This is a genomic window from Pseudomonas sp. NFIX28 (assembly GCF_900107395.1).
GTDB lineage: Bacteria > Pseudomonadota > Gammaproteobacteria > Pseudomonadales > Pseudomonadaceae > Aquipseudomonas.
This window is the reverse complement of the sequence record NZ_FNPW01000003.1, coordinates 171,872-198,555: the sequence shown is the minus strand read 5'-3', so window position 1 is coordinate 198,555 and position 26,684 is coordinate 171,872. Positions and strand designations below refer to the sequence as shown.

Annotated in this window: 24 protein-coding genes; 15 read left to right on the top strand and 9 right to left on the bottom strand. The window is 62.7% G+C overall.

Annotation, left to right across the window (positions count from 1 at the left end):
• Positions 1-59 precede the first annotated feature (59 nt).
• The gene (locus tag BLV20_RS07250) at positions 60-1,535 is read right to left on the bottom strand and encodes an inorganic phosphate transporter (protein ID WP_092299044.1); all 1,476 of its coding nucleotides are present in this window, start codon (positions 1,533-1,535) and stop codon (positions 60-62) included.
• 353 nt (positions 1,536-1,888) lie between these two features.
• A complete protein-coding gene (locus tag BLV20_RS07245) occupies positions 1,889-2,089 on the bottom strand; it encodes a hypothetical protein (protein WP_009047397.1) in 201 nt (66 codons plus the stop codon).
• A 183-nt stretch (positions 2,090-2,272) separates the two neighbouring features.
• Here BLV20_RS07245 and BLV20_RS07240 point away from each other — a divergent pair, with 183 nt between their 5' ends.
• The 12 genes from BLV20_RS07240 (at position 2,273) to pcaC (ending at position 13,737) form a co-directional block, all read left to right on the top strand.
• Complete coding sequence (locus BLV20_RS07240; protein WP_139192688.1) at positions 2,273-2,455, top strand: hypothetical protein; 183 nt, start codon at positions 2,273-2,275, stop codon at positions 2,453-2,455.
• A 276-nt stretch (positions 2,456-2,731) separates the two neighbouring features.
• Positions 2,732-3,574 (top strand): pca regulon transcriptional regulator PcaR, encoded by an 843-nt coding sequence (pcaR, locus tag BLV20_RS07235; RefSeq protein WP_092299038.1) that lies wholly within the window; start codon positions 2,732-2,734, stop codon positions 3,572-3,574.
• A 307-nt stretch (positions 3,575-3,881) separates the two neighbouring features.
• On the top strand, positions 3,882-5,228 hold the full coding sequence (locus BLV20_RS07230) for a 4-hydroxybenzoate transporter PcaK (protein ID WP_092299035.1): 1,347 nt from the start codon (positions 3,882-3,884) through the stop codon (positions 5,226-5,228).
• 312 nt (positions 5,229-5,540) lie between these two features.
• Positions 5,541-6,398, top strand: a complete 858-nt coding sequence (locus tag BLV20_RS07220) for a CoA transferase subunit A (RefSeq protein WP_009047400.1) — start codon at positions 5,541-5,543, stop codon at positions 6,396-6,398.
• Positions 6,395-7,177 (top strand): CoA-transferase subunit beta, encoded by a 783-nt coding sequence (locus tag BLV20_RS07215; protein WP_175540157.1) that lies wholly within the window; start codon positions 6,395-6,397, stop codon positions 7,175-7,177. Before BLV20_RS07220 ends, BLV20_RS07215 begins: the two co-directional genes overlap by 4 nt.
• A complete protein-coding gene (gene pcaF, locus BLV20_RS07210) occupies positions 7,174-8,379 on the top strand; it encodes a 3-oxoadipyl-CoA thiolase (protein WP_175540156.1) in 1,206 nt (401 codons plus the stop codon). Before BLV20_RS07215 ends, pcaF begins: the two co-directional genes overlap by 4 nt.
• A gap of 29 nt (positions 8,380-8,408) precedes the next feature.
• Positions 8,409-9,113: a protocatechuate 3,4-dioxygenase subunit beta gene (gene pcaH, locus BLV20_RS07205; RefSeq protein ID WP_092299025.1), complete on the top strand. Its 705-nt coding sequence runs from the start codon at positions 8,409-8,411 to the stop codon at positions 9,111-9,113.
• Between the two features lies 1 nt (position 9,114).
• The gene (gene pcaG / locus BLV20_RS07200; RefSeq protein WP_092299022.1) at positions 9,115-9,681 is read left to right on the top strand and encodes a protocatechuate 3,4-dioxygenase subunit alpha; all 567 of its coding nucleotides are present in this window, start codon (positions 9,115-9,117) and stop codon (positions 9,679-9,681) included.
• Positions 9,682-9,814: 133 nt separating this feature from the next.
• A complete protein-coding gene (locus BLV20_RS07195; protein WP_092299019.1) occupies positions 9,815-11,110 on the top strand; it encodes an MFS family transporter in 1,296 nt (431 codons plus the stop codon).
• Between the two features lie 47 nt (positions 11,111-11,157).
• Positions 11,158-12,522: a 3-carboxy-cis,cis-muconate cycloisomerase gene (locus BLV20_RS07190; RefSeq protein WP_092299016.1), complete on the top strand. Its 1,365-nt coding sequence runs from the start codon at positions 11,158-11,160 to the stop codon at positions 12,520-12,522.
• 11 nt (positions 12,523-12,533) lie between these two features.
• Positions 12,534-13,334: a 3-oxoadipate enol-lactonase gene (gene pcaD, locus BLV20_RS07185; RefSeq protein WP_092299013.1), complete on the top strand. Its 801-nt coding sequence runs from the start codon at positions 12,534-12,536 to the stop codon at positions 13,332-13,334.
• A 10-nt stretch (positions 13,335-13,344) separates the two neighbouring features.
• Positions 13,345-13,737, top strand: coding sequence for a 4-carboxymuconolactone decarboxylase (gene pcaC, locus BLV20_RS07180; RefSeq protein ID WP_092299010.1), 393 nt, complete (start codon positions 13,345-13,347; stop codon positions 13,735-13,737).
• A 176-nt stretch (positions 13,738-13,913) separates the two neighbouring features.
• On the opposite strand, the gene BLV20_RS07175 is transcribed toward pcaC, so the two are convergent.
• The 4 genes from BLV20_RS07175 to emhA form a co-directional block, all read right to left on the bottom strand.
• On the bottom strand, positions 13,914-15,179 hold the full coding sequence (locus BLV20_RS07175; protein WP_092299007.1) for an OprD family porin: 1,266 nt from the start codon (positions 15,177-15,179) through the stop codon (positions 13,914-13,916).
• A gap of 299 nt (positions 15,180-15,478) precedes the next feature.
• Positions 15,479-16,939 carry an AdeC/AdeK/OprM family multidrug efflux complex outer membrane factor gene (gene adeC, locus BLV20_RS07170; protein ID WP_092299004.1) on the bottom strand — a complete coding sequence of 487 codons (1,461 nt, stop codon included), beginning with the start codon at positions 16,937-16,939 and terminating at the stop codon, positions 15,479-15,481.
• Positions 16,936-20,082, bottom strand: a complete 3,147-nt coding sequence (gene emhB, locus BLV20_RS07165) for an efflux RND transporter permease subunit EmhB (RefSeq protein WP_092299001.1) — start codon at positions 20,080-20,082, stop codon at positions 16,936-16,938. Before emhB ends, adeC begins: the two co-directional genes overlap by 4 nt.
• A 3-nt stretch (positions 20,083-20,085) precedes the next feature.
• The gene (emhA, locus tag BLV20_RS07160) at positions 20,086-21,243 is read right to left on the bottom strand and encodes an efflux RND transporter periplasmic adaptor subunit EmhA (RefSeq protein ID WP_092298998.1); all 1,158 of its coding nucleotides are present in this window, start codon (positions 21,241-21,243) and stop codon (positions 20,086-20,088) included.
• Positions 21,244-21,507: 264 nt separating this feature from the next.
• On the opposite strand from emhA, the gene emhR reads away from it, so the two are divergent.
• Together emhR and BLV20_RS07150 are read left to right on the top strand one after the other, a co-directional pair.
• Positions 21,508-22,140: an efflux system transcriptional repressor EmhR gene (emhR, locus tag BLV20_RS07155; protein ID WP_092298995.1), complete on the top strand. Its 633-nt coding sequence runs from the start codon at positions 21,508-21,510 to the stop codon at positions 22,138-22,140.
• A gap of 162 nt (positions 22,141-22,302) precedes the next feature.
• A complete protein-coding gene (locus tag BLV20_RS07150) occupies positions 22,303-23,190 on the top strand; it encodes a DMT family transporter (protein ID WP_092298992.1) in 888 nt (295 codons plus the stop codon).
• A 175-nt stretch (positions 23,191-23,365) separates the two neighbouring features.
• Here the strand turns inward: BLV20_RS07150 and BLV20_RS07145 are convergent, their stop codons facing one another.
• The 3 genes from BLV20_RS07145 to BLV20_RS07135 are packed head-to-tail and all read right to left on the bottom strand — an operon-like array spanning position 23,366 to position 25,938.
• Positions 23,366-24,415, bottom strand: a complete 1,050-nt coding sequence (locus tag BLV20_RS07145; RefSeq protein ID WP_092298989.1) for an alkene reductase — start codon at positions 24,413-24,415, stop codon at positions 23,366-23,368.
• Positions 24,416-24,443: 28 nt separating this feature from the next.
• Entirely contained in the window at positions 24,444-25,610 is a 1,167-nt protein-coding gene (locus BLV20_RS07140; protein ID WP_092298986.1) for an MFS transporter, read from the bottom strand.
• A gap of 13 nt (positions 25,611-25,623) precedes the next feature.
• Positions 25,624-25,938 carry an ArsR/SmtB family transcription factor gene (locus BLV20_RS07135; protein WP_092298983.1) on the bottom strand — a complete coding sequence of 105 codons (315 nt, stop codon included), beginning with the start codon at positions 25,936-25,938 and terminating at the stop codon, positions 25,624-25,626.
• Between the two features lie 153 nt (positions 25,939-26,091).
• Between BLV20_RS07135 and BLV20_RS07130 the strand changes: the two genes are divergently transcribed.
• The gene (locus tag BLV20_RS07130) at positions 26,092-26,673 is read left to right on the top strand and encodes an acyl carrier protein phosphodiesterase (protein WP_092298980.1); all 582 of its coding nucleotides are present in this window, start codon (positions 26,092-26,094) and stop codon (positions 26,671-26,673) included.
• Positions 26,674-26,684: the final 11 nt, after the last annotated feature.

Sequence of the window (26,684 nt, the reverse complement as noted above, 5' to 3'; positions counted from 1 at the left end):
TCAGGCATAAAAAAAGGTGCGACCCCTGGGGGCGCACCTTTTTGCTGGGGCTGAACGAATCAGCTCGCGAGGGCTTTCGACGCCAGCCAGAACAGGCCGCCCGACAGCGCCACGGTCGCTGGCAGGGTCAGCACCCAGGCCAGCAGGATGGTCCGTACGGTGCCGCCTTGCAGGCCGCTCTTGTTCGCAACCATGGTCCCGGCAACACCCGAAGACAGCACATGGGTGGTCGATACCGGCAGGCTGAAGATGTTGGCCATGCCGATCAGGCCGGCGGCGGTGATCTGTGCCGACATGCCCTGGGCGTAAGTCATGCCTTGCTTGCCGATCTTTTCACCGATGGTCTGCACCACGCGTTTCCAGCCGATCATGGTACCCAGGCCAAGGGCCAGGGCCACGGCCAGGATCACCCAGAACGGTGCGTATTCGGTGGTGGCGGTCAGGTCTTTGCGCAACTTGTCCAGGTCAGCCTTTTCACGGGCCGCGAGGTGCGGCAACTTGCCGACTTTCTTCGCGGTATCGTCCAGGCAGAGCAGGTAGCGACGCACTTCGATGCGGCTTTCGGCCGGCAGCGAGTGATAGTCGGCGACGCCCTTGAGGGTGCCCAGCAGCGCGGCGATGGTCGGTTCGGTCTGCTGCGGGTTGCAGCGGAACTTGCCCGGCAGGTCGTCTTTCACGCTTTTGCCCAGGGCCAGGAACTCGCCCAGGGAATCCTGGTTGCGCTGGTAGAACTGGCTCAGGTGCAGGGTGGCGTCGCGGGTGCGTTCGATCTGGTAGGTGGTGCTATTAAGGTCGAGCACGAACTGCGCCGGAACGATACCGATCAATACCAGCATGATCAGGCCGATACCTTTCTGGCCGTCGTTGGAGCCGTGCACGAAGCTGACGGCCATGGCCGAGATGACCAGCACCAGGCGGTTCCAGAAAGGCGGGTGTTTCTTGTCGTCGACCTTGCGGCGTTGTTCCGGGGTCTTGTGCATCTTCGAGATCGGGCGCCACCACTTCAGGCCGATCAGCACCAGAGCGGCAATCAGGAAGCCGGCCATGGGCGAGAACACCAGGGAAGCCCCGATATCGAACGCTTTCTGCCAGTTCACGCCATCGCGCAGTGGGATGTCGTTGAGCAGGGTATTGGCCAGGCCGACGCCGAGGATCGAACCGATCAGGGTGTGCGAACTGGAAGCAGGAATACCGAAGTACCAGGTGCCCAGGTTCCAGGTGATGGCCGCGGCCAGCAACGAGAAGACCATGGCCAGGCCGTGACCGGTGTTGACATTGATCAGCAGCTCGACCGGCAGCAGGTGGACGATGGCATAGGCCACGCCGACACCGCCCAGCAGCACACCGAGGAAATTGAATACACCGGAAAAGAATACGGCCAGGTGCGGCGGCATGGCTTTGGTGTAGATAACAGTGGCAACCGCATTTGCGGTGTCATGAAAGCCGTTGATGAACTCGTAGGCGAGGACAAAAGCCAGGGCGAGCAAGAGGCTCACAAGCACCCAAGCATCCAGTCCGCTGAATAAATCGATCATGAAGGTTTTCTGACCCGGTCATAAGGGGGCGCGATTATGCCAGAAAACCCTGGTAATCGATGCACTAGGTGCTGGTTGGTAACATTCTTCAACGAAAAAGCTGGAGGCAGGCCAATGGCCATGCCGTTTTTCGGGGCATGGGCAAGCCATTGATTTTATTGGGGCTGATCTTCGGGGGCAGGGATGCAACGTTCAGCCAAACGTCTCAAACACGTGTATGAAATTTCAATTTCATGACGGTTTTTGAGCTCTTTTGTGGCTATTCGCCGCAGCCCCGGAAGGCACCTGCCAGCCTGGCGATCAGCTTTTACCCGCAAGGCTACCCAGCGGGACGAACCTGGGGGAGAGCAGCGTCACGGCTGTTCGGCCTTGAGTTCTTTTTCCATCTTTTGCAGTTCTTGGGTAAAGGCCTGATCAAGAATGCTGGCACGCTTGCGCCAAGGTTTGCGTTCTGGTTCGGGCTGGGCGGCGTAAGTGGTGACTTCGCCTCCGTAAACTTCCTTGTAACGTTGTTCCTGGCGCTCAAGTTCAGCGCGCAGTTCGTCTTTCGTCACAGTGTTACCTAACTGAGTTGAGATAATTCCGATGATACGCATTGCCTCGATCGGCTTTATCAAACCGCCTTCGTACTCGGCTCGCTTATTGAAGCCAGGTGGCGATGGGTTTGCAAAAACCGCTTCTTGTTGCATGCGGCCACGGCATCGGACAAGAACAGCTGTCGTAGCAACAGTTACTTTTTGGCAAGCGCACTGGCCGGGCATATTCAGATGAGCGTCAAGCGCTTGCAGCAGGAGGCGTCATTTACCGATACGCAACCTGGTGATACTGCCGAACGCAAGAAAACGCCGGTGATCACTTTACTCATTATAGCGGCGGCCATGAATAACTCTATCGGCAATAAGTTAAAAATCATCAACTAAATATCAGGGTTTTGTTACACGAAAGTTTTAATCCGGATGACAGAGTGTTCCCACGCAGTTCTGTAACAAGGCCTGACAAGTTGCATGGATTAAACCCGCAAAGCGAGACTTTATTGGCGGCGGAAAACAGTCATGGCCGCGGCACGGCCCTGAGGTGCGATCGATTGCGATTATCGGTCGACGGTTCGATAATCGCCCAATGTTGGCCGTGCAGGCTTGTGCATCCTCTTCAGTACGGCTTGTAATAAGCCGGACTTCCGTCGTAGAGAACCTGAAATGAACGATCAATTGCGTAATTCCTTCGCTTCCGTGGCGCCTCCGATTGTCGCTTCGCCGGCCAAGCGGATCCAGGCGCTGACCGGTGATCCGGATTTCATGACTTCTCTGGCTCGCGGCCTGGCGGTGGTCCAGGCCTTTCAGGAGCGCAAGCGCCATCTGACCATCGCGCAGATCAGCCATCGCACGGAAATCCCTCGCGCGGCGGTGCGCCGCTGCCTGCATACCTTGATCAAGCTTGGCTATGCGACCACCGATGGCCGTACCTATTCGCTGCTGCCCAAGGTGCTGACCCTGGGCCACGCCTACCTGTCTTCCACGCCGCTGGCCGTGTCGGCCCAGCCTTACCTGGACCGCATGAGCGAACAGCTGCACGAAGCCTGCAACATGGCCACCCTGGAGGGCGACGACATCCTCTACATCGCCCGATCGGCCACCACCCAGCGCCTGATTTCGGTCGATCTTTCGGTCGGTGGCCGCCTGCCGGCGTATTGCACGTCCATGGGGCGGATCCTGCTAGCGGCGCTGGACGACGCCTCGCTGCGCGAATACCTCGAGCATGCCGACCTGCAAGCCAAGACCAGTCGAACCCTGCACACCCCGCAGGCGCTGCTCGAATGCCTGCAGCAAGTCAGGCAGCAAGGCTGGTGCATTGTCGATCAGGAACTGGAGCAAGGCCTGCGCTCCATTGCCGTCCCGGTATACGACGCTTCGGGCCAGGTTTTGGCCGCGCTGAACGTCAGTACCCACGCCGGCCGCGTCAGCCGCGCCGAGCTGGAGCAACGCTTTTTGCCGGGGCTGCTCAGCGCCAGTCGCGACCTCAGCGCCCAATTGTTCGCTTGAGGGCTGCCTGCTTAAGCTGTTCGATAAACGCACAGATCCGCGCTTGCTGAATTGACGCTCTTTCCCTTGCCTCATTAATGTCGCGGCAGCGTCATCCGGCCATTGGAGCATCACCTCCGATGGCTGCGTGGCGACCCCATAATAATGAAGAGGCCAACCCCCATGAGCATCGCCCGCGCGCCCAGCCGTGTCCCTTTGTCCTGCCTTCGCCTGCCGAAGGCCTGATCTGCCAAGACCCTTTTCGAGTTGAACCGCCCAGCCCAGCTGGCACCTGTTCGCCTGCGTTTTTTCGCGTGGAATAAAAATAATGAACCAGCCTCAATCCGCTGTAGGGAACTGCCTCGACGTGCAGTCCTTTATCAATGCCCAGCCGCTGTCGCGCTATCAGTGGCGAGTAGTGATCCTGTGTTTCCTGATTGTTTTCCTCGATGGCCTGGATACCGCGGCCATGGGTTTCATTGCGCCGGCGCTGTCCCAGGATTGGGGCATCGACCGCGCCAGCCTCGGCCCGGTGATGAGCGCCGCGTTGATCGGCATGGTCTTTGGCGCGCTGGGCTCCGGCCCGCTGGCTGACCGCTTCGGGCGCAAAGTGGTGCTGGTGGGCGCGGTGCTGCTGTTCGGCGCCTTCAGCCTGGCGTCGGCCTACAGCACCAATGTCGACCAGTTGCTGGTACTGCGTTTTCTCACCGGCCTGGGCCTGGGCGCCGGCATGCCCAATGCCACCACGCTGCTGTCCGAATACACCCCCGAGCGCCACAAGTCGTTGCTGGTGACCAGCATGTTCTGTGGCTTCAACTTGGGCATGGCCGGTGGCGGTTTCATTTCCGCCAAGCTGATCCCGGCATTCGGCTGGCACAGTTTGCTGCTGATCGGCGGGGTCTTGCCGCTGATCCTGGCGCTGGTGCTGCTGGTCTGGCTGCCGGAGTCGGCGCGTTACCTGGTGGTGCGCAATCGGGGCACGGACAAGGTGCGCAAGGCCCTGGCGCCAATCGAGCCGGGCACGGTCAACCAGGCGTCGAGCTTCAGCGTGCCGGAACAGAAGACCGTGAAGGCGCGCAACGTGTTTGCGGTGATTTTCTCCGGCACCTACAGCGTCGGCACCTTGCTGTTGTGGCTGACCTATTTCATGGGGTTGGTGATTGTCTACCTGCTGACCAGCTGGCTGCCGACCCTGATGCGCGACAGCGGCGCGAGCATGGAGCAGGCGGCCTTTATCGGCGCGTTGTTCCAGTTCGGTGGCGTGCTTAGCGCCGTGGGGGTGGGCTGGGCCATGGACCGCTTCAACCCGCACAAGGTCATTGGCACCTTTTACCTGCTGGCGGGCGTCTTTGCCTACGCGGTAGGGCAAAGCCTGGGCAACATCGCCTTGCTGGCGACCCTGGTGCTGGTCGCCGGCATGTGCGTCAACGGTGCGCAATCGGCGATGCCGTCCCTGGCCGCGCGTTTCTACCCGACCCAGGGCCGCGCCACTGGCGTGTCGTGGATGCTCGGCATCGGTCGCTTCGGTGCGATCCTCGGTGCCTGGATGGGCGCTACGCTGCTGGGGCTGGGCTGGAACTTCGAGCAGGTGCTGACCGCGCTGGTGATCCCGGCGGCGCTGGCAACCACGGCGGTGGTGATCAAAGGCATGGTCAGCCATGCGGATGCGACCTGAGCGAATGAGCAAAGCGCTCCCTGAAGGGAGCGCTGAATACCTGTAGCCACTGCCGCAGGCTGCGATAAGGCCGAAGGCCTTCAGCGATCCTGAGATATTCGCGACCGTTCTCCGAACGCGGCCCGGGTCGATCGCAGCCTGCGGCAGCGGCCACAACACAATCGATAGTCAGACAACAATCTGTTCGATAAACGAACACTCAGTCGATTATCGGATTGTTTGGGTTTTTCCCCCGGCTTAATCTTCAGTCACTCCGGCGCATCCTCCGGCGCCTTTTTCTTCCAATCGCTCAATAACAATCGGGAGATCCCCATGGCTGAAATCCTTTCGCTGCACGACGCGGTGAAGCAGTTCGTCAACGACGGCGATACCGTCGCGCTCGAAGGCTTCACCCACCTGATCCCGACGGCCGCGGGTCATGAAATCATTCGTCAGGGCAAAAAAGACCTGACCCTGGTACGAATGACCCCTGACCTGATCTACGACCAGTTGATCGGTGCCGGTTGTGCCCGCAAGCTGATTTTCTCCTGGGGCGGCAACCCGGGCGTGGGTTCCCTGCATCGCCTGCGTGACGCGGTCGAGAAGCAATGGCCCCATGCCCTGGAAATCGAAGAACACAGCCACGCCGACCTGGCCAACGCCTATGTGGCGGGCGCCTCGGGCCTGCCGTTCGCGGTGTTGCGTGCGTATGCCGGCTCCGACCTGCCGAAGGTCAACCCGTTGATCAAGAGCGTGACCTGCCCATTCACCGGCGAAGTGCTGGCGGCCGTGCCGTCGGTGCGCCCCGACGTCACCGTGATCCACGCGCAGAAAGCCGATCGCAAGGGCAACGTGCTGCTGTGGGGCATTCTCGGCGTGCAGAAGGAAGCGGCTCTGGCTGCCAAGCGCTGCATCGTCACCGTGGAAGAGATCGTCGACGACCTGAACGCGCCGATGAACGCCTGCGTGCTGCCGACCTGGGCCCTGAGCGCGGTCTGCCATGTGCCGGGCGGTGCTCATCCGTCCTACGCCCACGGCTACACCGAGCGCGACAACATCTTCTACCAGGCCTGGGACCCGATCGCCCGCGACCGTGAGACCTTCACCGCCTGGATCAACGAATACATCCGCGGCAGCGCTGATTTCAGCGAATTCCAGGCCAAGCTGGCCGCCGCAACGGGGGCCAAATAATGACTTACTCCACCAATGAAATGATGACCGTTGCCGCCGCCCGCCGCCTGCAGAACGGCTCGGTGTGTTTTGTCGGCATCGGCCTGCCGTCCAAGGCCGCCAACCTGGCGCGCCTGACCTCGTCGCCGGACGTGGTGCTGATCTACGAATCCGGCCCGATCGGCGCCAAGCCCAGCGTGTTGCCGCTGTCCATCGGTGACGGCGAGCTGGCCGAGACCGCCGACACCGTGGTGCCGACCGGCGAGATCTTCCGCTACTGGCTGCAAGGCGGGCGCATCGACGTCGGCTTCCTCGGCGCCGCCCAGGTCGACCGTTTCGGCAACATCAACACCACCGTGGTCGGCGACTACCGCCAGCCGAAAGTCCGCTTGCCGGGCGCCGGCGGTGCGCCGGAGATCGCCGGTTCGGCCAAGAGCGTGCTGATCATCCTCAAGCAGTCGTCGCGTTCGTTTGTCGACAAGCTCGACTTCATTACCTCGGTCGGTCACGGCGAAGGCGGCGATTCGCGCAAGCGCCTGGGCCTGCCAGGGGCCGGGCCGGTGGGGATCATCACCGACCTGTGCATCATGGAGCCGGAAGCCGGCAGCCATGAATTCGTCGTCACCTCGCTGCACCCGGGCGTGACCCGCGAACAGGTGGTGGCCGCCACCGGTTGGCCGATCCGTTTCGCCGAGCAGGTTGCAGAGACCGCCGCGCCGACCGAAATCGAATTGACCGTCCTGCGTGACCTCGAGGCCCGCACCGCCGCGGCCCATGGCCAGACCCCGGGAGAAGCCTGATGCGCGACGTGTTTATCTGTGACGCCATTCGTACCCCTATCGGCCGCTTTGGCGGCGGCCTGTCGACGGTGCGGGCCGACGATCTGGCCGCCGCGCCGATCAAGGCGCTGATCGAGCGCAACCCATCGGTGGACTGGAACGCGGTGGACGAGGTGTTCCTCGGCTGCGCCAACCAGGCCGGCGAAGACAATCGCAACGTGGCGCGCATGGCGCTGCTGCTGGCCGGCCTGCCGGAAAGCATTCCGGGCGTGACCCTCAACCGCCTGTGCGCTTCGGGCATGGATGCCATCGGCACGGCCTTCCGCGCCATTGCCAGTGGCGAGATGGAGCTGGCCATCGCCGGCGGCGTCGAGTCGATGTCCCGTGCGCCCTTTGTCATGGGCAAGGCCGACACGGCCTTTTCGCGCAACATGAAACTCGAAGACACCACCATCGGCTGGCGCTTCATCAACCCGCTGATGAAGGCCCAGTACGGCGTGGATGCCATGCCGCAGACCGCCGACAACGTCGCCGATGACTACCGGGTGTCGCGCGCCGACCAGGATGCGTTCGCCCTGCGCAGCCAGCAGCGCACGGCCGCGGCGCAGGCCGCCGGGTTCTTCGCCGAGGAGATCGTGCCGGTGCGCATCGTCCACAAGAAGGGCGAGACCGTTGTCGAGCAGGACGAGCATCCGCGGGCCGACACCTCGCTGGAAACCCTGGGCAAGCTCAAGCCGGTCAACGGCCCGGACAAGACGGTCACCGCCGGCAACGCCTCGGGCGTCAACGACGGGGCGGCGGCGCTGATCCTGGCGTCGGCCGAGGCGGTGAAAAAACACGGCCTGACTGCCCGGGCCCGGGTGTTGGGCATGGCCAGCGCCGGCGTCGCGCCACGGGTGATGGGCATCGGCCCGGTGCCGGCGGTGCGCAAGTTGACCGAGCGCCTGGGCGTGGCGGTCAGCGATTTCGATGTGATCGAACTCAACGAAGCCTTCGCCAGCCAGGGCCTGGCGGTGTTGCGCGAACTGGGCCTGGCGGACGATGCGCCCCAGGTCAACCCCAACGGCGGCGCCATCGCCCTTGGCCATCCGCTGGGCATGAGCGGCGCGCGCCTGGTATTGACCGCGCTGCACCACTTGGAAAAAACCGGTGGCAAGAAGGGCCTGGCAACCATGTGCGTCGGTGTCGGCCAGGGCCTGGCACTGGCCATCGAGCGCGTGTGACGCGCTTCTTATAAGAACGAGGATCGAGCATGACCGACAAGCCCGGTTACCGGCGCCCGCAATCAGGTACTCAGCCTGATTACCTGCACCCGGCCTACAAATCCACCAACACCCGCTCGCCGTCCAAGCCGCTGGTGTTCCTGCCGCATTCGCTGTCGGAAATCACCGGCCCGACCATCGGCGCCGATTACCTGCAGGACAAGGACAACGACCTGACCGCCCAGCATGCCGGCGAGCCCCAGGGCGAGCGCATCATCATCCACGGCCGGGTGCTGGACGAGAACGGCCTGCCGGTGCCGGGGATCCTGGTGGAGATCTGGCAGGCCAACGCCGCCGGCCGCTACAACCATGAGCGCGACCTGCACGACGCGCCGCTGGACCCGAATTTCACCGGCACCGGGCGCACCGTCACCGACGCCGATGGCTGGTACCAGTTCCAGACCATCAAGCCCGGCGCCTACCCCTGGGGTAACCACCACAACGCGTGGCGTCCGGCGCATATCCACTTCTCGCTGTTCGGCCCGAGCGTCCTCACGCGCCTGGTGACCCAGATGTATTTCCCGGGCGACCCGCTGCTGGCCTACGACCCGATCTACAACTGCGTGCCGGACACCCGCGCCAAGGAACGCCTGATCGCCAGCTTCGACCTGGAGAAAACCATTCCGTCCTACGCCCTCGGCTACCGTTGGGACATCGTCTTGCGCGGCCGCGATGCCACGCCGATGGAGAAATAAGATGACGCTGACCGCGACCACATCCCACACCGTCGGCCCGTACTACCACATCGGCCTGACCTGGCTGAACCGCGAAGACCTGACCCAGGCCGAGACCCTCGGCGAGCGTGTGGCAATCACCGGCCAGGTAGTGGACGGCAACGGCGATTTCGTCAACGACGCCATGCTGGAAATCTGGCAGGCCAATGCCGCCGGTAAATACGACCACCCCGAAGACGATCAGGCCAAGGCCCTGGACCCCAACTTCCAGGGTTTCGGCCGGGTGCCGGTGGATGGAGAAGGGCGCTTTCGCTTCACCACCATCAAGCCGGGCAGCGTGCCGGGCCTGCAGGGTTCGACCCAGGCGCCGCACCTGGTGGTGCTGGTGTTTGCACGGGGCCTGGTCAAGCACCTGCTGACGCGCATCTATTTCGACGGCGAGCCGGCCAACGCCGCTGATCCACTGCTGGCCCGCGTGCCTGAAGAACGTCGCGCCACCTTGTTGGCCAAGGCCGATGCGACGGGCCACTACCAGTGGAACGTGATCCTGCAGGGGACCGAGGCGGAAACCGTGTTCTTCGATTACTGAGTGTGCCTGGGGGAGGGGCCGCGAGCTGGTTAGCGACAGGGCCGGAGCGGCCATTCCCCCAAGGTCGTCTTGTGGAACGGGACTGTTACAAAGTATGTCTAGACTCCACAACGTCCCCAAAGAGTGAGAATCCATGACAACGTTAACCAGTCACTACACGACCGAGGAACGCAGCAAGAGGATCTTCGCGATCGTCGGCGCCTCCTCCGGCAACCTGGTCGAATGGTTCGATTTCTATGTCTACGCCTTCTGCGCGATCTATTTCGCCCCGGCGTTTTTCCCCTCCGACGATCCCACGGTGCAACTGCTCAATACCGCTGGCGTGTTCGCCGCCGGGTTCCTGATGCGACCTATTGGTGGCTGGCTGTTCGGTCGGGTGGCCGACAAGCACGGGCGCAAGAATTCCATGATGATCTCGGTGCTGATGATGTGCGCAGGCTCCCTGGTCATCGCCTTCCTGCCGACCTACGCCAGCATCGGCGCCTGGGCGCCGGCGCTGCTGCTGTTGGCGCGGCTGTTCCAGGGGCTGTCGGTGGGCGGGGAGTACGGCACCACCGCGACCTATATGAGCGAAGTCGCGCTCAAGGGCCAGCGTGGGTTTTTCGCCTCCTTCCAGTACGTGACCCTGATCGGCGGGCAACTGCTGGCGGTGCTGGTGGTGGTGATCCTGCAGCAGTTTCTCGACGAGGCGGAGCTCAAGGCCTGGGGCTGGCGGATTCCGTTCGTGATCGGCGCCATCGCGGCCTTGATCTCGCTGTTGCTGCGGCGCTCGCTGAAAGAAACCTCCAGCAAGGAAATTCGTGAAGACAAGGATGCCGGCAGCGTGGCCGCGCTGTTCAAGCATCATTCGAAGGCTTTTGTCACCGTGCTCGGCTACACCGCCGGCGGTTCGCTGATTTTCTACACCTTCACCACCTATATGCAGAAATACCTGGTGAACACCGCCGGGATGCACGCCAAGACCGCCAGCTACATCATGACCGGCGCGCTGTTCCTTTATATGTGCATGCAGCCGCTGTTCGGCATGCTGGCGGACAAGATCGGCCGGCGTCGCTCGATGCTCTGGTTCGGCGCGCTGGGCACGCTATGCACCGTGCCTATTCTGCTGACCCTGAAAACCGTCACCAGCCCGTTCCTGGCTTTCGTGCTGATCACCCTGGCCCTGGCGATCGTCAGTTTCTACACCTCGATCAGCGGCCTGGTAAAAGCCGAAATGTTCCCGCCGCAAGTGCGCGCGCTGGGGGTAGGCCTGGCCTATGCGGTGGCCAACGCGCTATTCGGCGGTTCGGCGGAATACGTGGCCCTGGGCCTGAAATCCCTGGGCATGGAAAATACTTTCTACTGGTACGTGACGGCGATGATGGCGATCGCCTTCCTGTTCAGCCTGCGTCTGCCCAAACAGGCGGCGTACCTGCACCACGACCTGTGACCTGCCTGCGTGCGCCCGTTGCGGGCGCGCGCTCCTAAGGATTGTTTATGAGCACACCGGCGAGCAACCAACTGTTCGATGCCTACTTCACCACCCGCGATATGCGCGAGGTGTTCTGCGACCAGGGCCGGGTCCAGGCCATGCTCGACTTCGAGGCCGCGCTGGCCCGGGCGCAGGCGCGGGTGGGCGTGATTCCGGCCGCCGCGGTGGCGCCGATCGAGGCGGCTTGCCAGGCCGGGCTCTATGACTTTTGCGCCCTGGGCCAGGCCATCGCCACGGCAGGCAATTCGGCGATCCCGCTGGTCAAGGCCCTGGGCAAACAGATCGCCAAGGCCGATCCCAGTGCCGAGCGCTATGTGCATTTAGGCGCCACCAGCCAGGATGTGATGGACAGCGGGCTGGTTCTGCAACTGCGGCAGGCATTGGCCCTGATCGACAACGACCTGGCGCGCCTGGGCGGCATCCTGGCCGCGCAGGCCCAGCGTTATGCGGACACTCCGATGGCTGGCCGGACCTGGCTGCAACATGCCACGCCGGTCACCCTCGGCATGAAAATCGCCGGCTGGCTGGGCGCGCTGACTCGCAGCCGCGAGCGCTTGGCGCAGCTCCAGCCGCGCCTGCTGGTGCTGCAGTTCGGCGGCGCCTCCGGCACCCTCGCGGCCCTGGGCGAGCAGGCCCTGCCGATTGCCCAGGCGCTGGCCGAGGAGTTGCAACTGAGCCTGCCGGAACAGCCCTGGCATACCCAGCGCGACCGGCTGGTGGAGTTCGCCGCGGTGCTCGGCCTGATCGCCGGCAGCCTCGGCAAGCTGGGCCGCGACATCAGCCTGCTGATGCAGACCGAGGCGGCAGAAGTCTTCGAGCCGTCGGCGCCGGGCAAGGGCGGTTCCTCGACCATGCCGCACAAGCGCAACCCGGTGGGCGCGGCGGTCCTGATCGGCGCGGCGACCCGGGTTCCCGGGCTGCTGGCGACCATGTTCAGCGCCATGCCCCAGGAACATGAACGCAGCCTGGGCCTGTGGCACGCCGAATGGGAAACCCTGCCGGAAATCTGCTGCCTGGTGTCCGGTGCCTTGCAACAGGCGCGGCTGGTGGCCGACGGGCTGGAAGTCGATGCCGCGCGCATGGGCCAAAACCTCGACCTGACCCAGGGGCTGGTGCTGGCGGAAGCCGTGAGCATCGCCCTGGCCCAGCGCCTTGGACGCGAGACCGCGCATCATCTGCTGGAGCAATGCTGCAAGCGCGCGGTGGCCGAACAGCGGCATCTGCGCGCGGTGCTGGGGGATGAGCCGCAAGTGACCGCCGAACTGTCGGCGGCGGAACTGGATCACCTGCTGGACCCGGCGCATTACCTCGGCCAGGCGCAAGCCTGGGTCGAGCGCGCCGTGGCCGAACATTTTGCCTTGAACGCCTGAAGGAGACTGCCGTGGCATTCGTACAACTCGCCGATGGCGAACTGCATTACCAACTGGACGGCCCGGACAACGCGCCGGTGCTGGTCCTGTCCAACTCCCTGGGTACCGACCTGCACATGTGGGATATCCAGGTTCCGGCCTTTACCGAGCACTTCCGGGTGCTGCGATTCGACACTCGCGGCCATGGCAAGTCCCTGGTCACCGAAGGCCCCTACAGCATCGAGCAGTTGGGCCGCGATGTGCTGGCGCTGCTGGATGCGCTGCATATCCAGCGCGCGCATTTCTGCGGGCTATCCATGGGCGGGTTGATCGGCCAGTGGCTGGGCATCCGTGCCGGCGAGCGCCTGAACAAACTGGTGGTGTGCAACACCGCGGCGAAGATCGGCGATCCGTCGGTGTGGAATCCGCGCATCGAAACCGTGCTGCGCGACGGCCAGGCGGCGATGGTGGCGCTGCGCGATGCGTCGATCGCCCGCTGGTTCACCCCGGACTTTGCCGCGGCGCACCCGGACCAGGCCAAGCTGATCACCGACATGCTGGCGGCCACCTCGCCCGAAGGTTATGCCGCCAACTGCGCGGCGGTGCGCGATGCGGATTTCCGCGAACAACTGGCGGCGATCGAGGCGCCGACGCTGGTGGTGTCCGGTACTGAAGACGCAGTCACGCCGCCCTCGGGCGGGCACTTCATTCAGGAGCGCGTACGCGGCGCCGAATACGCCGAGTTCCATGCGGCGCACCTGTCCAACGTCCAGGCTGGCGCTGCGTTCAGCGAGCGGGTCGTGGCCTTTCTGCTGGCCGGCCAGAATATTTGAGGAAGCCCCGATGGACGAGAAACAACGTTACGCCGAAGGCATGCAAGTGCGTCGCGCGGTGCTGGGCGATGCCCATGTCGATCGCAGCCTGAACACCCTCACCGAGTTCAACTCGGAGTTCCAGGAAATGATCACCCGGCATGCCTGGGGCGATATCTGGACGCGTCCGGGCCTGCCGCTCCATACCCGCAGCCTGATCACCATCGCCATGCTGATCGGCATGAACCGCAACGAAGAGCTCAAGCTGCACCTGCGCGCCGCCGCCAACAACGGCGTGAGCCGCGGTGAGATCAAGGAAGTGATCATGCAGAGCGCAATCTACTGCGGTATTCCGGCGGCCAATGCGACCTTCCACCTGGCCGAGTCGGTGTGGGACGAGCTGGGCGTCGAATCCCGCGGCTGATAACCCACGACCTGCAAACAAACGCGGCGCCGAGCAACTCGGCGCCGCTGCGTTTTCGCTGTCGGAGCGAGCTTGCTTGCGATGAACCTGAGAGCGCCGCGTTTAGCCAGTCAGTACGCGTCATCGTTGAGGATTATCGCGAGCAAGCTTCGCTCCTACGAAAACAAGACGGGTGTTTACAGCAGGCTGATCGGGTAGCTGATGATCAAGCGGTTCTCGTCGAATTCGTTGGTACTGAAGTCGCGACGCATCGTCGAGTTGCGCCATTTGACGTTGAGGTTCTTCAGTGTGCCGCTTTGCACGGTGTAGGCCAGTTCGCTCTCGCGTCCCCATTCCTTGCCGTCGGTGATGGTGCCGGTGTGCACGTTGTCGCCCTTGATGTAGCGGTTCATCAGGGTCAGGCCGGGAATGCCGGCGGCGGCGAAATTGTAGTCATGACGCAGCTGCCAGGATCTTTCCTGGGCGTTGTCGTAGCTGGCGTTGTAGCTGTCGTTGGCCAGGGTGCCGCCGCTGGTGCCGTAGACGCGCATCCAGGCGCTGTCGCCGGTGAGTTTCTGCAGGCCGACGTAGAAGGTGTGGCCGCCGTACTTGGCCGAGAACAGGCCTGACCAGGTCTTGTTGTCCAGGTCGCCGGCGCGGGCGCTGCCATCCTCCTTGCCGTAGAAGAAGCCGATGTTGGCGCCCAGGGTCCAGTCGCCCAGCGGCTGGCTGTGGATCAGGTTGAGGTATTGCTGGCTGTAGATGTCCTTGAGCTGGGCGTTCCACACCCCGACCTGGGTGCGCTTGTCGTTGAAGCTGTATTCGCCGCCCTGGAAGTTGAAGCGGTCGGAGGTGAAGGCCGCTTTGCCGGTCATCGACATGTCGCTCATGCTGCTGTCGTCACGCGGGCTGTTGGCGCGGAACTGGCCGCCATAGAGGGTCAGGCCGTCGATTTCCTTCGAGGTGACCTGGCCGCCGCGGAAGGTCTGGGGCAGGGAGCGACCGTCGTCCGAGCGCAGGATCGGCAGCACCGGCATCCATTCGCCGACCTTGAGCTCGGTCTGCGACAGCCGGGCCTTGAACGCCACGCCCATGCGGCCGAAGTTGTCGGCCGGCCGCCCGTCGTGATCCAGCGGCAACAGCTGGGTGCCGCCGGTGCCCTTGCCGCCATCGAGTTTCAGCGAGTACAGCCCCAGCACGTCAATGCCGAAGCCGACCGTGCCCTGGGTGAACCCGGACTTGGCGTCGAGGATGAAGCTCTGGGTCCACTCTTCAGCCTTGCCCTGGCTCTTGGCCGGGTTGGTGAAGTTGCGGTTGATGTAGAAGTTGCGCAGGGTCAGGTTGGCCTTGGCATCTTCGAGAAAACCGGACTCCTCGGCCATGACCGGCAGGGCCGTGCCGGCGATGCCGACGGCCAGCAGGCTGGGCAGCAGGGAACAGGGAATGCGAGTGGATGGCTTCATGGATCGGGCTCTCTAATTATTAGGGATGAGGCTGGGCGCTGCCGCAACGTCAGGTTGCAGACAAAATTTGAAATCGGAGGGCGAACGGAATGGCGTTAGCCGGAGCGGGCAGGGCGCGGGGTCATGATGACGAACCTGTTGTTATTGGTTTTTGTAGGTGCGGGGAATGGTGCGTTGGATCAACGGCCCTGTTCAATTGGCCCGGGCGGGTTCTGGGCGATTAGCGAACACAACTGATGGCGGTTTTCGGCCCATAAAAAAGCCCACCGCAAGGTGGGCTTTTTTCAAGCGTCAGGCACTCAGAACAGCTTCAGTGGCGGTGCCTCTTTGCTCACTGCGGCGTTCTGCGAACTTTGCTCGTTCCAACCGCCGCCCAGGGCCTTGTACAGGTTGACCTCGCTGGTCAGCTGCGCAAGGCGGTCGGTGATCAATGCTTGCTGCGCGCTGAACAGCGAGCGCTGGGCATCGAGGAAGGTCAGGTTGCTGTCGACACCGATGCGGTAGCGACGCTCGGCCAGACGGTAGTAGTCCTGGTTGGCGTTGACGAAGTCACGCTGGGCCTGCAACTGCTGGTTGTAGGTCTGGCGTGCGGCCAGGCCATCGGAGACTTCCTGGAAGGCGGTCTGGATGGACTTCTCGTATTGCGCCACGTTGATGTCTTTCTGGATCTTCGAGTAATCCAGGCTGGCGCGCAGGCTGCCTGCGTTGAAGATCGGGATGTTGATCTGCGGCGCGAACGACCAGGTGCCCGAGCCGCCCTTGAACAGGCCGCCCACATCGGGGCTCAAGGTCCCGGCATTGGCGGTCAGGCTGATGCTCGGGAAGAACGCTGCGCGTGCCGCGCCGATATTGGCGTTGGCCGCTTTCAGGTTGTGCTCGGCGGCGAGGATGTCCGGACGGCGTTGCAGCAGTTCCGACGGCAGGCCGGCCGGCAACTCGCTGAGCAGGTCAGCCGACAACGGCTGCGGGCTCGGCAGGTTGGCCGGAATCGCGGTACCCAGCAGCAGGGTCAGGCTGTTTTCGTCCTGGGCCACCTGGCGGGTATAACGCGCCAGTTGCACCCGGGCGTTTTCCACCGAGGTCCGCGACTGGCTCAGGTCCAGGGCAGAGGCCACGCCGACTTCGTTGCTGCGCGAGGTGAGCCGGTAGCTCTCCTCGTAGGCCGCCAGGGTGTCCTGGGTCAGCTTCAGCAGTTCCTTGTCGGCCTGCCAGGTCAGGTAGGCGTTGGCCACGCTGGCCACCAGGCTGATCTGCGTACTGCGCCGGGCTTCTTCGCTGGAGAAGTAGGTCTGCAAGGCCTGCTCGCTCAAGCTGCGAACGCGACCGAACAGGTCCAGCTCATAAGCGCTGACACCCAGGGTTGCCGAGTATTGGCTGGAGATGGCTGCTTCACCGGTCTGCGACATCCGCGCCGGGGTGCGTTGCCGGCTGCCGCTGCCGTTGGCCGAAATCGCCGGGAACAGGTCCGCGCGCTGGATCTGGTACTGCGCGGCATAGGCGTCGATGTTCAGCGCCGCGACCCGCAGGTCGCGGTTGTTCACCAGCGCGGTCTGGATCAGTTGCTGCAGCGCCGGGTCATGGAAGAACTGCCGCCAGCCCTGTTCGGCGGCTGCCTGGTTGGCAGCCTCCGCAGGCGAATAGGCCGGCCCTTGCGGGTATTGCGCCGCGACCGGCGCTTCCGGCTGCTGATAATCCGGTATCAGCGAGCAACCACTCAGCACGGCGGCGGTGATTGCGAGGGAGAGTAGCGACTTGCTCATTGGCCAGCCTCTTCAGGAGTTTCAGTAGTTTCTGCTTTGTCTGCCTTGCGGCGGCCCATCGCGGACACGGTGACGAAGAACAAAGGCACCCAGAATATCGCCAGGACAGTCGCGGTGAGCATGCCGCCAATTACCCCGGTACCGATCGCATGCTGGCTACCCGAGCCTGCGCCGGTGGAGATTGCCAGCGGTACCACACCGAGCACGAAGGCCAGGGACGTCATGATGATCGGACGCAGACGCATGCGGCAGGCTTCAACTGCCGCGTCGATCAGGCTGCGGCCCTGCTCGTGCAGTTCCTTGGCGAACTCGACGATCAGAATGGCGTTTTTCGCCGCCAGACCGATAGTCACCAACAGCCCCACCTGGAAGTACACGTCGTTGGACAGGCCGCGCAGGCTGGTCGCCAGCAGTGCACCGATGATCCCCAGCGGTACCACCAGCATGACCGCGATCGGAATCGACCAGCTTTCATACAGCGCCGCCAGGCACAGGAACACCATCAGCAGCGACAAGGCGTACAACGCAGGCGCTTGCGAGCCCGACAGGCGTTCCTCGTAGGACAGGCCGGTCCAGGAAATACCGACACCGGCCGGCAGCTTCTTGGCAATGGCTTCGACTTCGGCCATGGCTTCACCGGTGCTGTAGCCCGGGGCCGGAGCACCCAGGATTTCCATCGCCTCGACGCCGTTGTAGCGGGCCAGCTTCGGCGAACCGTAGATCCACTCGCCCTTGGCGAAGGAGGAGAACGGCACCATGGTCCCGGCGCTGTTGCGTACGTACCACTTCTTCATGTCTTCCGGGCTCATGCGAGCGCCGGGTTGACCCTGGATGTACACCTTCTTCACTCGACCGCGGTCGATGAAGTCGTTGACGTAGCTACTGCCCAGGGCGATCGACAGGGTGTTGTTGATGTCGGAGATGGTCACGCCCAGGGCGCTGGCCTTCTCGTCGTCGATTTCCAGTTGGTACTGCGGTTCGTCGTTCAGGCCGTTCGGACGTACCTGGCTGAGGATCTTGCTCTGCGCCGCCATGCCGAGGAACTGGTTGCGGGCTTCCATCAGTTTCTCGTGGCCGATACCGGCGCGGTCCTGCAGGAACACGTCGAAACCGGTGGCGTTACCCAACTCCAGTACCGCCGGGGGAGCGAAGGCGAACACCATCGCGTCGCGGAAGGTGAAGAAGTGCTGCTGGGCGCGAGCGGCCAGGTTGAACACGTTGTTTTCCACGGACCGCTCGTCCCATGGCTTGAGCATGATGAATGCCATGCCCGAGCTCTGGCCACGACCGGCGAAGTTGAAGCCGTTCACGGTAAACACCGAAGCCACGGTATCCGCTTCGTCCTTGAGCAGGTAGGCGCGCATTTCATCGATCACCACCTGGGTCCGCTCGGCACTGGAGCCGGCTGGAGTCTGAACCTGGGCGAACAGGACGCCCTGGTCTTCTTCAGGCAGGAACGCAGTTGGAATGCGAGTGAACAGCCAGATCATGCCGACCACGATCAGCACGTAGGCCAACAGGTAAGGCGCCTTGTGCCGCAGGATGTTGCCCACGCCACGCTCGTAGCTTTTGACGCTGCGGTCGAAGGTACGGTTGAACCAGCCGAAGAAGCCTTTTTTCGGCGCACCGTGCTCGCCATGGGGAATGGCCTTGAGCATGGTGGCGCACAGGGCCGGGGTGAAGATCAGGGCAACCAGTACCGACAGGGCCATGGCCGAGACCACGGTGATCGAGAACTGCTTGTAGATCACACCGGTGGAGCCGCTGAAGAACGCCATCGGCAGCAGTACCGCCGACAGTACCAGGGCAATACCCACCAGCGCGCCCTGGATCTGGCCCATGGACTTCTTGGTAGCTTCCTTGGGCGACAGGCCTTCCTCGGCCATTACCCGCTCGACGTTTTCCACCACGACGATGGCATCGTCCACCAGCAAGCCGATGGCCAGCACCATGCCGAACATGGTCAGGGTGTTGATGCTGAAGCCGGCGGCCGCGAGGATCCCGAAGGTACCCAGCAATACCACCGGTACAGTCATGGTGGTGATGACGGTGGCGCGGAAGTTCTGCAGGAACAGGAACATCACCAGGAACACCAGCACGATCGCTTCGACCAGGGTTTCAACCACACCCTTGATCGACTCGGTCACCACCGGGGTGGTGTCGTACGGGAATACCACTTTCATCCCTTCGGGGAAGAACGGTTCCAGGTCATTGATGGTCTTGCGCAGGGCCTTGGCGGTGTCCAGGGCGTTGGCGCCGTTGGCCAGTTTCACTGCCAGGCCGGAAGCCGGGGCACCGTTGAACTGGGCGCTGACGGAATAGTTTTCACCACCCAGGCCGACATCGGCGACGTCGCCCAGGCGCACTTGCGAACCGTCGGCGTTGACCTTCAGCAGGATGGCCTTGAACTGCTCGGCAGTCTGCAGGCGGGTCTTGCCGATGATGGTGGCGTTCAGTTGCTGGCCCGGCAGGGCAGGCAAACCACCGATCTGGCCGGACGACACCTGGACGTTCTGCGCCGCCACGGCGTTCTTCACGTCGACCGGAGTCAGGTTGAAGTTGTTCAGCTTGGCCGGGTCGAGCCAGATACGCATGGCGTACTGGGCACCGAACACCTGGAAGTCACCCACGCCCGCGGTCCGCGAGATCGGGTCCTGCATGTTGGACACGATGTAGTTCGAGAGGTCGTCCTTGGACATGCTGCCGTCCTCGGAAACCACACCGATCACCAACAGGAAGTTCTTCACCGCCTTGGTCACGCGGATACCCTGTTGCTGCACTTCTTGCGGCAGCAGCGGGGTGGCCAGGTTCAGCTTGTTCTGTACCTGGACCTGCGCGGTATCCGAGTTGGTGCCCTGCTCGAAGGTCGCGGTAATGGTCATGCTGCCGTCGGAGTTACTTTCCGAAGACACATAACGCAGGTTATCGATACCGTTGAGCTGCTGCTCGATGACCTGGACCACGGTGTCCTGCACGGTCTGTGCGGAAGCGCCTGGGTAGGTCACGGAGATGGCGATCGCCGGTGGCGCGATGCTCGGGTATTGGTTGATCGGCAACTTGAGGATCGATAAAGCCCCGACCAGCATGATCACCAGGGCGATTACCCAGGCGAAAATCGGACGGTCGATAAAAAATTTCGACATGGTTTACTCCCCTTTGCCGCCTGCAGCGTTATTAGTCGCCTGTGCAGTGGCCGGGTTTTTCGCGGGAACGTTGGTCGCTTCGCTGGCTTTGACTTCGACGCCAGGTCGGACGAATTGCAGCCCTTCGGTGATCAGGCGATCGCCCGCCTTCAGGCCGTCCTCGATCAGCCACTGGCTGCCGACGGTGCGGCTGGCCTTGAGCTGGCGCAGTTCAACCTTGTTGTCCGGGCCAACTACCAGGGCGGTCGGTGTGCCCTTGAGGTCACGGGTCACGCCTTGTTGCGGAGCGAGAATCGCCGCGGCATTCACCCCGGCCTGCAGTTGCGCATGCACGAACATGCCTGGCAGCAGGGTGTGTTCCGGGTTCGGGAACACCGCGCGCAGGGTCACGGAACCGGTGGTTTCGTCGACCGACACTTCGGAGAATTCCAGCTTGCCGTCAAGCTTGTACTGGCTACCGTCTTCCAGGGTCAGCTTGACCTTGGCGGCATTGTCGCCAGCCCTTTGCAGGCGACCGCTTTCCAGCTCGCGGCGCAGCTCGAGCAGTTCAACCGACGACTGGGTCACGTCGACGTAGATCGGGTCGAGTTGCTGGATCACCGCCATCGCATTGGACTGGCCGTTGCTGACCAGCGCGCCCTCGGTGACCGAGGAACGGCCGATACGGCCGGAGATCGGCGCCAGCACCTTGGTGTAGCGCAGGTCGATCTGGGCGCTCTGCAGCGAGGCTTCCGATTGCAGGCGGTTGGCGACGGCGGTGTCGTATTCCTGGCGGCTCACGGCTTGTTCGTCGACCAGTTGCTTGTAGCGATCGGAGATCGACTTGGTCGATTGCAGGTTGGCCTGGGCGCTCTTGAGGGTCGACTCATAGACCGACGGATCGATCTGATAGAGCTGCTGACCTTCCTTGACGTCGCCGCCTTCCTTGAACAGGCGCTTGAGAATGATGCCATTGACCTGCGGACGGACCTCGGCGATCCGGAACGCAGTGGTGCGCCCCGGAAGCTCGGACGTCAGGGTAAAGGCTTGAGGTTGCAGGGTGACCACGCCGACCTGAGGGGCTTGTGGAGCTGGAGCCGCCTCTTCCTTTTTACATCCGCTGAGCAGCGATGCCAGGGCGACGGCAGTGACCAGAGCGGTAACAGCTGGCTTGAGTTGCATGAAGATCCTCGGGTCAGGCGCGCAGAATGCGCACTCGAAAAGTGGAAGGGTAAAAAACGAGTGCTGAGTGGATAAGTAGCTTGCTAAGGAATATACTTACGTTCATGGTTGTTTGTAAATACCTTGGCGGCGTATCCAATCGGTTACAAAAGCCGTTGCAAGTGTCGAATTGTAGGCCGGACAAACGGCACCCAAGAGGCCGTTCCATATTTATTCAGATGAGCTTTTTGCATCACTGAAGCATCCTGATCGAGGTTTACTGCCATGGTCCGTCGTACCAAAGAGGAAGCTCAAGAAACCCGCAAACAGATACTCGAAGCGGCCGAAAAAGCTTTCTACGAGCGCGGTGTAGCTCGCACCACGCTGGCTGATATCGCGGCGTTGGCCGGTGTCACGCGTGGCGCTATCTATTGGCATTTCAGCAACAAGGCGGATCTGGTTCAGGCCATGCTCGATACCTTGCGCGAGCCACTGGATGAAATGTCCAGGGCGAGTGAAGACGAAGAAGAAGTCGATCCGCTGGGGTGCATGCGCAAACTGCTGATTCATTTGTTTCATCAAATTGCCCTGGACCCGAAAACCCGACGCATTAATGAGATTTTGTTTCACAAGTGCGAATTCACCGATGAAATGTGCGACTTGCGACGCCAGCGTCGCGCGGCCAGCCTGGATTGCAACCTGCGTATCGAACTGGTGCTGCGCAATGCCATGCGGCGGGGGCAACTCCCCGACAACCTGGATGCTGCTCGCGCGGCCATCAGTATCCACGCCTATATTGATGGCATTCTTTATCAGTGGCTGTTGGCGCCGGACAGTTTCGAGCTCTATAAGGAAGCGGAGCGCTGGATCGATACCGGATTGGAGATGCTGCGCCTGAGTCCCAGCCTGCGTAATTGAGACAAAATGCGGAATTACGCCAGCAGATGTCAACATTTGCCCGCTATAAAGCTGGATGTTTCATTCGTCATGGCTCACCGGGATGCCTTTATATACGGGCCGCCTTTATCTTGATAGATAGCGAGCTATGTATTTTGTAGGGAAATTGTTGCAGGTGTGTGAATGAGTGTGAGTACCTCCGCTTACAAGGGCACCGAGCAACCTGCAAAAGGTATCGCACTGATTTGCCTGGCGGTTTTGCTGTTCGCCAGTCATGACACCCTTTCCAAATACCTGTCCGGGTTCTATCCCATCGTCATGGTGGTCTGGGCCCGGTATGTGGTGCACACGCTGTTGATGCTGGTGGTGTTCGTGCCGCGCAGCGGTTTTTCCGCCGTGGTGCGTACCAAGCGGCCGGGCCTGCAATTGTTGCGCGCCTTGTGCCTGATCGGCACCAGCCTGTTTTTTACCACCGGCCTGCGCTATATCCCCCTGGCCGAAGCCACTGCGGTCAACTTCCTCGCGCCTTTGCTGGTCACCGCCTTGTCCGTGCCGTTGCTGGGCGAGCGGGTGACCCGCAGCCAGTGGCTGGCGGTGCTGGCCGGTTTTGTCGGGGTACTGATCGTGATTCGACCGGGCGGCGCCTTGTTCACCCCGGCGATCCTGCTGCCGCTATGCTCGGCGTTGTGCTTTGGCTTCTATCAGCTGCTTACCCGCAAGCTCAGCGGTGTCGACAGCCCCACCACCAGCAACTTCCTCACCGGGATTCTCAACAGCCTGATCATGAGCGCGGCGCTGCCGTTCTTCTGGAGTACGCCGACCCTGTGGCACGGCCTGTTCATGATTGGCCTCGGCACCTGCGGCATGCTCGGCCACCTGTTGTTGACCCAGGCTTTTCGCCATGCCGCGCCGGCGATGCTGGCACCGTTCAGTTACGGGCAGATCCTGTTCGCCGGCATGTACGGCTACCTGATCTTCGATCACACCCCGGACAGCTTCGGCATCGTCGGCATCGCGGTTATCTGCCTCAGCGGCCTGGCCGTGGCCTGGGGGCAGCGCAAACGCAGCTGATCGCCCCACCTTCTGTAGGAGCGAAGCTTGCTCGCGATGGTGGTCAACGATAACGCGGTATGCCTGAAGCTACCCGTTGCCCTTGGGTTTATCGCGAGCAAGCTTCGCTCCTACAGGTGAATGCCCATGAAAAAGCCCCGGCTGTTGCGAGTCCGGGGCTTTTTATTGAGGCCGGTTACAGCGTCGGGTAGTCGATATAGCCGACCGGGCCCTTGGCGTAGAACAGCTCGGGACGCGCTTCGTTCAGTGGCGCATCGGCTTTCAGGCGGGCCGGCAGGTCCGGGTTGGCGATGAAGGGCACACCGAAGGCCACGGCATCGGCCTTGCCGCTGGCCAGCCAGGCGTTGGCGCTGTCCTTGGTGAAACGTTCGTTGGCGATGTAGGGGCCGCCGAAGGCTTCTTTCAGTTGTGGGCCGAGGCTGTCGGCGCCTTCTTTCTCGCGGGAGCAGATAAAGGCGACACCGCGTTTGCCCAGCTCGCGAGCGAGGTAGGTGAAGGTCTCCGAGAGGTTCTCATCGCCCATGTCGTGCAGGTCGGCACGGGGGGACAAGTGCATGCCCACACGGCCGGCGCCCCAGACTTCAATCGCCGCGTCAGTCACTTCCAGCATCAGCCGCGCACGGTTTTCCACGGAACCGCCATATTGGTCGGTGCGCTGGTTGGTGGAGCTTTGCAGGAACTGGTCGAGCAGGTAGCCGTTGGCGCCGTGGATTTCCACGCCGTCGAAGCCGGCGGCCTTGGCGTTCTCGGCGCCGACGCGGTAGGCGTCGACGATATCGGCGATTTCAGCGGTTTCCAGGGCGCGTGGGGTCGGGAAGTCGGCCAGCGGACGCACCAGGCTGACATGGCCCTTGGGCTGGATCGCGCTGGGCGCGACCGGCGTTTCGCCGTTCAGGTAACTCGGGTGGGAAATACGGCCCACGTGCCACAGTTGCAGGAAGATCTTGCCGCCCGCGCCGTGAACGGCCTTGGTCACGTTGCTCCAGCCACGCACCTGATCGTTGGACCAGATGCCCGGGGTATCCGGGTAGCCGACGCCCAGCGGGGTCACCGAGGTGGCCTCGCTGAGGATCAGGCCAGCGGAGGCGCGTTGTACGTAATATTCGGCCATCAGCGCGTTCGGTACGCGGCCTTCATCAGCGCGGCAGCGGGTCAGCGGCGCCATGATGATGCGGTTGGCCAGCTCGAGGTCGCCGAGTTTGATCGGATCGAAAATAGTCGTCATGGAATACACCCTTCTTTAGATGAACGTATCAGTTGGTGGCAGGAGCCAGTTCGGCATTGCCGCCCTGGCGAAAGGTAATCAGCGTGACCAGCAGGGCCAGGACCGCCAGCGCGGCAGCTGCCAGCGGCACGCTGGTCAGGCCGTAGCCGTGGGCGATGACGCTGCCGCCGACCCAGGCACCCAGCGCGTTGCCGATGTTGAAGGCGCCGATGTTCAGCGTGGACACCAGGTTGGGCGCGGCCTGGCCGAAGGTCACCACGTTGACCTGCAGGGCCGGCACTGCGGCGAAGCAGGCGGTGGCCCAGAGGAACAGGGTGATTTCGGTAGGAATCAGCGCGACGCTGGTCCAGGTCAGCACCGAGCTGGTCACGGCCATGGCGATCAGCACGCCGACCAGGGTTCCCGACAGGCTCTTGTCGGCCATCTTGCCGCCGATGATGTTGCCCAGGGTCAGGCCCAGGCCGATCAGCACCAGGGTCCAGGTCACGCCGTGGGGCGAGACGCCGGTCACCTCGCCCAGCAGCGGGGCGACATAGGTGAACAGGGTGAACACCGAGGCGGCGAACAGCGCGGTCATGCTCAGCGACAACCAGATCCCGGCCCCCTTGAGGGCGATCAGTTCCGAGCGCATGTCGAGCTTCTCTTCATCGCGCTTGGCGGGCAGGAAGCGGATCAGGCCGATCAGGGCAATCACACCGATCACCGTCACCGCCCAGAAGGTCGAGCGCCAGCCGGCCTGTTGACCCAGCGCGGTGCCCAGCGGTACGCCGAGCACGTTGGCCAGGGTCAGGCCGGTGAACATCAGGGCCACGGCGGAGGCACGTTTGTTGGCGGGCACCAGGCCGGCCGCGACCACCGAACCGATACCAAAGAAGGCGCCATGGCACAGGGCGGTAACCACACGGGCGAACATCAGCACGTTGTAGTCACTGGCCAGCGCACACAGCAGGTTGCCGACAATGAAAATCCCCATCAACGCAACCAGGGCGGCCTTGCGTGGCAGCCTGGCGGTGGCCAGGGCCATGAACGGCGCGCCGATCGCCACGCCCAGGGCGTAGCCGGTCACCAGCCAGCCGGCGCCCGGGATCGACACACCCAGGTCGTTCGCCACATCGGGCAGCAGGCCCATGATGACGAACTCGGTGGTGCCGATGGCGAAGGCGCTCAAGGCCAGGATGAGAAGCGAGAGGGGCATTGTCGGTTCCTTGTCAGTCTTTGATGCGAAGTTCGGCGATCAACTGCTCGAGGAAGGCCTGGATCACATCTTCGTTGCGTTTGAAAAAATGCCACTGGCCGGCTTTCTGGCTGCTGATCAGGCCCGCCCGCTGCAAGGTCGCCAGGTGCGCGGAGACGGTCGACTGCGACAGGCCGCAGCGTTGGTCGATCTGTCCGGCGCAGATGCCGTATTCGTGGTTGTGGGTCTGATCGGGGAACTGGACCTTCGGATCCTTGAGCCAGATAAGGATGTCTCGTCGTACTGGGTGCGCCAGGGCTTTTATTATTTCGTCGAGGTCGATGGACATGGCGGTGCTCGTTTTCCGTAAAACGTTATATCGCGATGAAGCGAACTTTAAATCGGTATTTCGCGATATACCAATATGATTTTGATCTGAGATCAGCTCGAATCGATATATCGGGTTATAACGATATGTGAGGGGCAGTGCTAAGCTGCGCGAATGAATTATCTCGCACATCTGCACCTCGGCGGCCAGCGCCCCGGTCAATTACTCGGCAGTTTGTATGGCGACTTCGTCAAAGGGCGCCTGCAGGGCCAGTTCACCCCGGAGATCGAGGCGGCAATCCAGCTGCATCGCAGCATCGACATGTTCACCGACCGCCATCCGTTGGTGGACGCAGCGCTGTCGCGTTTTTCCCTGACTCGCCGACGTTATGCCGGCATCGTGCTGGACGTGTTTTTCGACCATTGCCTGGCCCGCGACTGGGCGCTGTATGCCGACCGGCCGTTGGCGCTGTTCACTTCGGATGTGTACCGGGTGCTGGCGGCCGAGCCCAGCTTGCCCGGGCGCCTGGCGCAGATTGCGCCGCACATGGCCGCCCATGACTGGCTGGGTTCCTACCGCGAGTTCGAGGTGCTGGAGCAGGTGTTGCGGGGAATTGCCCGGCGCCTGTCACGCCCGGAAGAGCTGGCGGCGGCGATGGGCGAGCTGGAGCGGCTGTATCAGCCGTTGAGCGAGGACTTCCGGGTGTTCTACCCGCAGTTGCAGGCATTCGCCGCGCAACATATGCGGCCGCGTTAGGAGCCGGCACG

Bases quoted from the DNA above. Each gene is read 5' to 3' on its own strand.
- BLV20_RS07220 (WP_009047400.1), top strand. From the start codon at position 5,541: ATGGCTGAAATCCTTTCGCTGCACGACGCGGTGAAGCAGTTCGTCAAC.
- pcaH (WP_092299025.1), top strand. From the start codon at position 8,409: ATGACCGACAAGCCCGGTTACCGGCGCCCGCAATCAGGTACTCAGCCT.
- BLV20_RS07140 (WP_092298986.1), bottom strand. From the start codon at position 25,610: ATGCCCCTCTCGCTTCTCATCCTGGCCTTGAGCGCCTTCGCCATCGGC.
- BLV20_RS07190 (WP_092299016.1), top strand. From the start codon at position 11,158: ATGAGCACACCGGCGAGCAACCAACTGTTCGATGCCTACTTCACCACC.
- pcaR (WP_092299038.1), top strand. From the start codon at position 2,732: ATGAACGATCAATTGCGTAATTCCTTCGCTTCCGTGGCGCCTCCGATT.
- pcaG (WP_092299022.1), top strand. From the start codon at position 9,115: ATGACGCTGACCGCGACCACATCCCACACCGTCGGCCCGTACTACCAC.
- BLV20_RS07195 (WP_092299019.1), top strand. From the start codon at position 9,815: ATGACAACGTTAACCAGTCACTACACGACCGAGGAACGCAGCAAGAGG.
- emhA (WP_092298998.1), bottom strand. From the start codon at position 21,243: ATGCAACTCAAGCCAGCTGTTACCGCTCTGGTCACTGCCGTCGCCCTG.
- BLV20_RS07135 (WP_092298983.1), bottom strand. From the start codon at position 25,938: ATGTCCATCGACCTCGACGAAATAATAAAAGCCCTGGCGCACCCAGTA.
- emhB (WP_092299001.1), bottom strand. From the start codon at position 20,082: ATGTCGAAATTTTTTATCGACCGTCCGATTTTCGCCTGGGTAATCGCC.
- BLV20_RS07175 (WP_092299007.1), bottom strand. From the start codon at position 15,179: ATGAAGCCATCCACTCGCATTCCCTGTTCCCTGCTGCCCAGCCTGCTG.
- emhR (WP_092298995.1), top strand. From the start codon at position 21,508: ATGGTCCGTCGTACCAAAGAGGAAGCTCAAGAAACCCGCAAACAGATA.
- BLV20_RS07250 (WP_092299044.1), bottom strand. From the start codon at position 1,535: ATGATCGATTTATTCAGCGGACTGGATGCTTGGGTGCTTGTGAGCCTC.
- pcaC (WP_092299010.1), top strand. From the start codon at position 13,345: ATGGACGAGAAACAACGTTACGCCGAAGGCATGCAAGTGCGTCGCGCG.
- BLV20_RS07150 (WP_092298992.1), top strand. From the start codon at position 22,303: ATGAGTGTGAGTACCTCCGCTTACAAGGGCACCGAGCAACCTGCAAAA.
- BLV20_RS07145 (WP_092298989.1), bottom strand. From the start codon at position 24,415: ATGACGACTATTTTCGATCCGATCAAACTCGGCGACCTCGAGCTGGCC.
- BLV20_RS07230 (WP_092299035.1), top strand. From the start codon at position 3,882: ATGAACCAGCCTCAATCCGCTGTAGGGAACTGCCTCGACGTGCAGTCC.
- adeC (WP_092299004.1), bottom strand. From the start codon at position 16,939: ATGAGCAAGTCGCTACTCTCCCTCGCAATCACCGCCGCCGTGCTGAGT.
- BLV20_RS07130 (WP_092298980.1), top strand. From the start codon at position 26,092: ATGAATTATCTCGCACATCTGCACCTCGGCGGCCAGCGCCCCGGTCAA.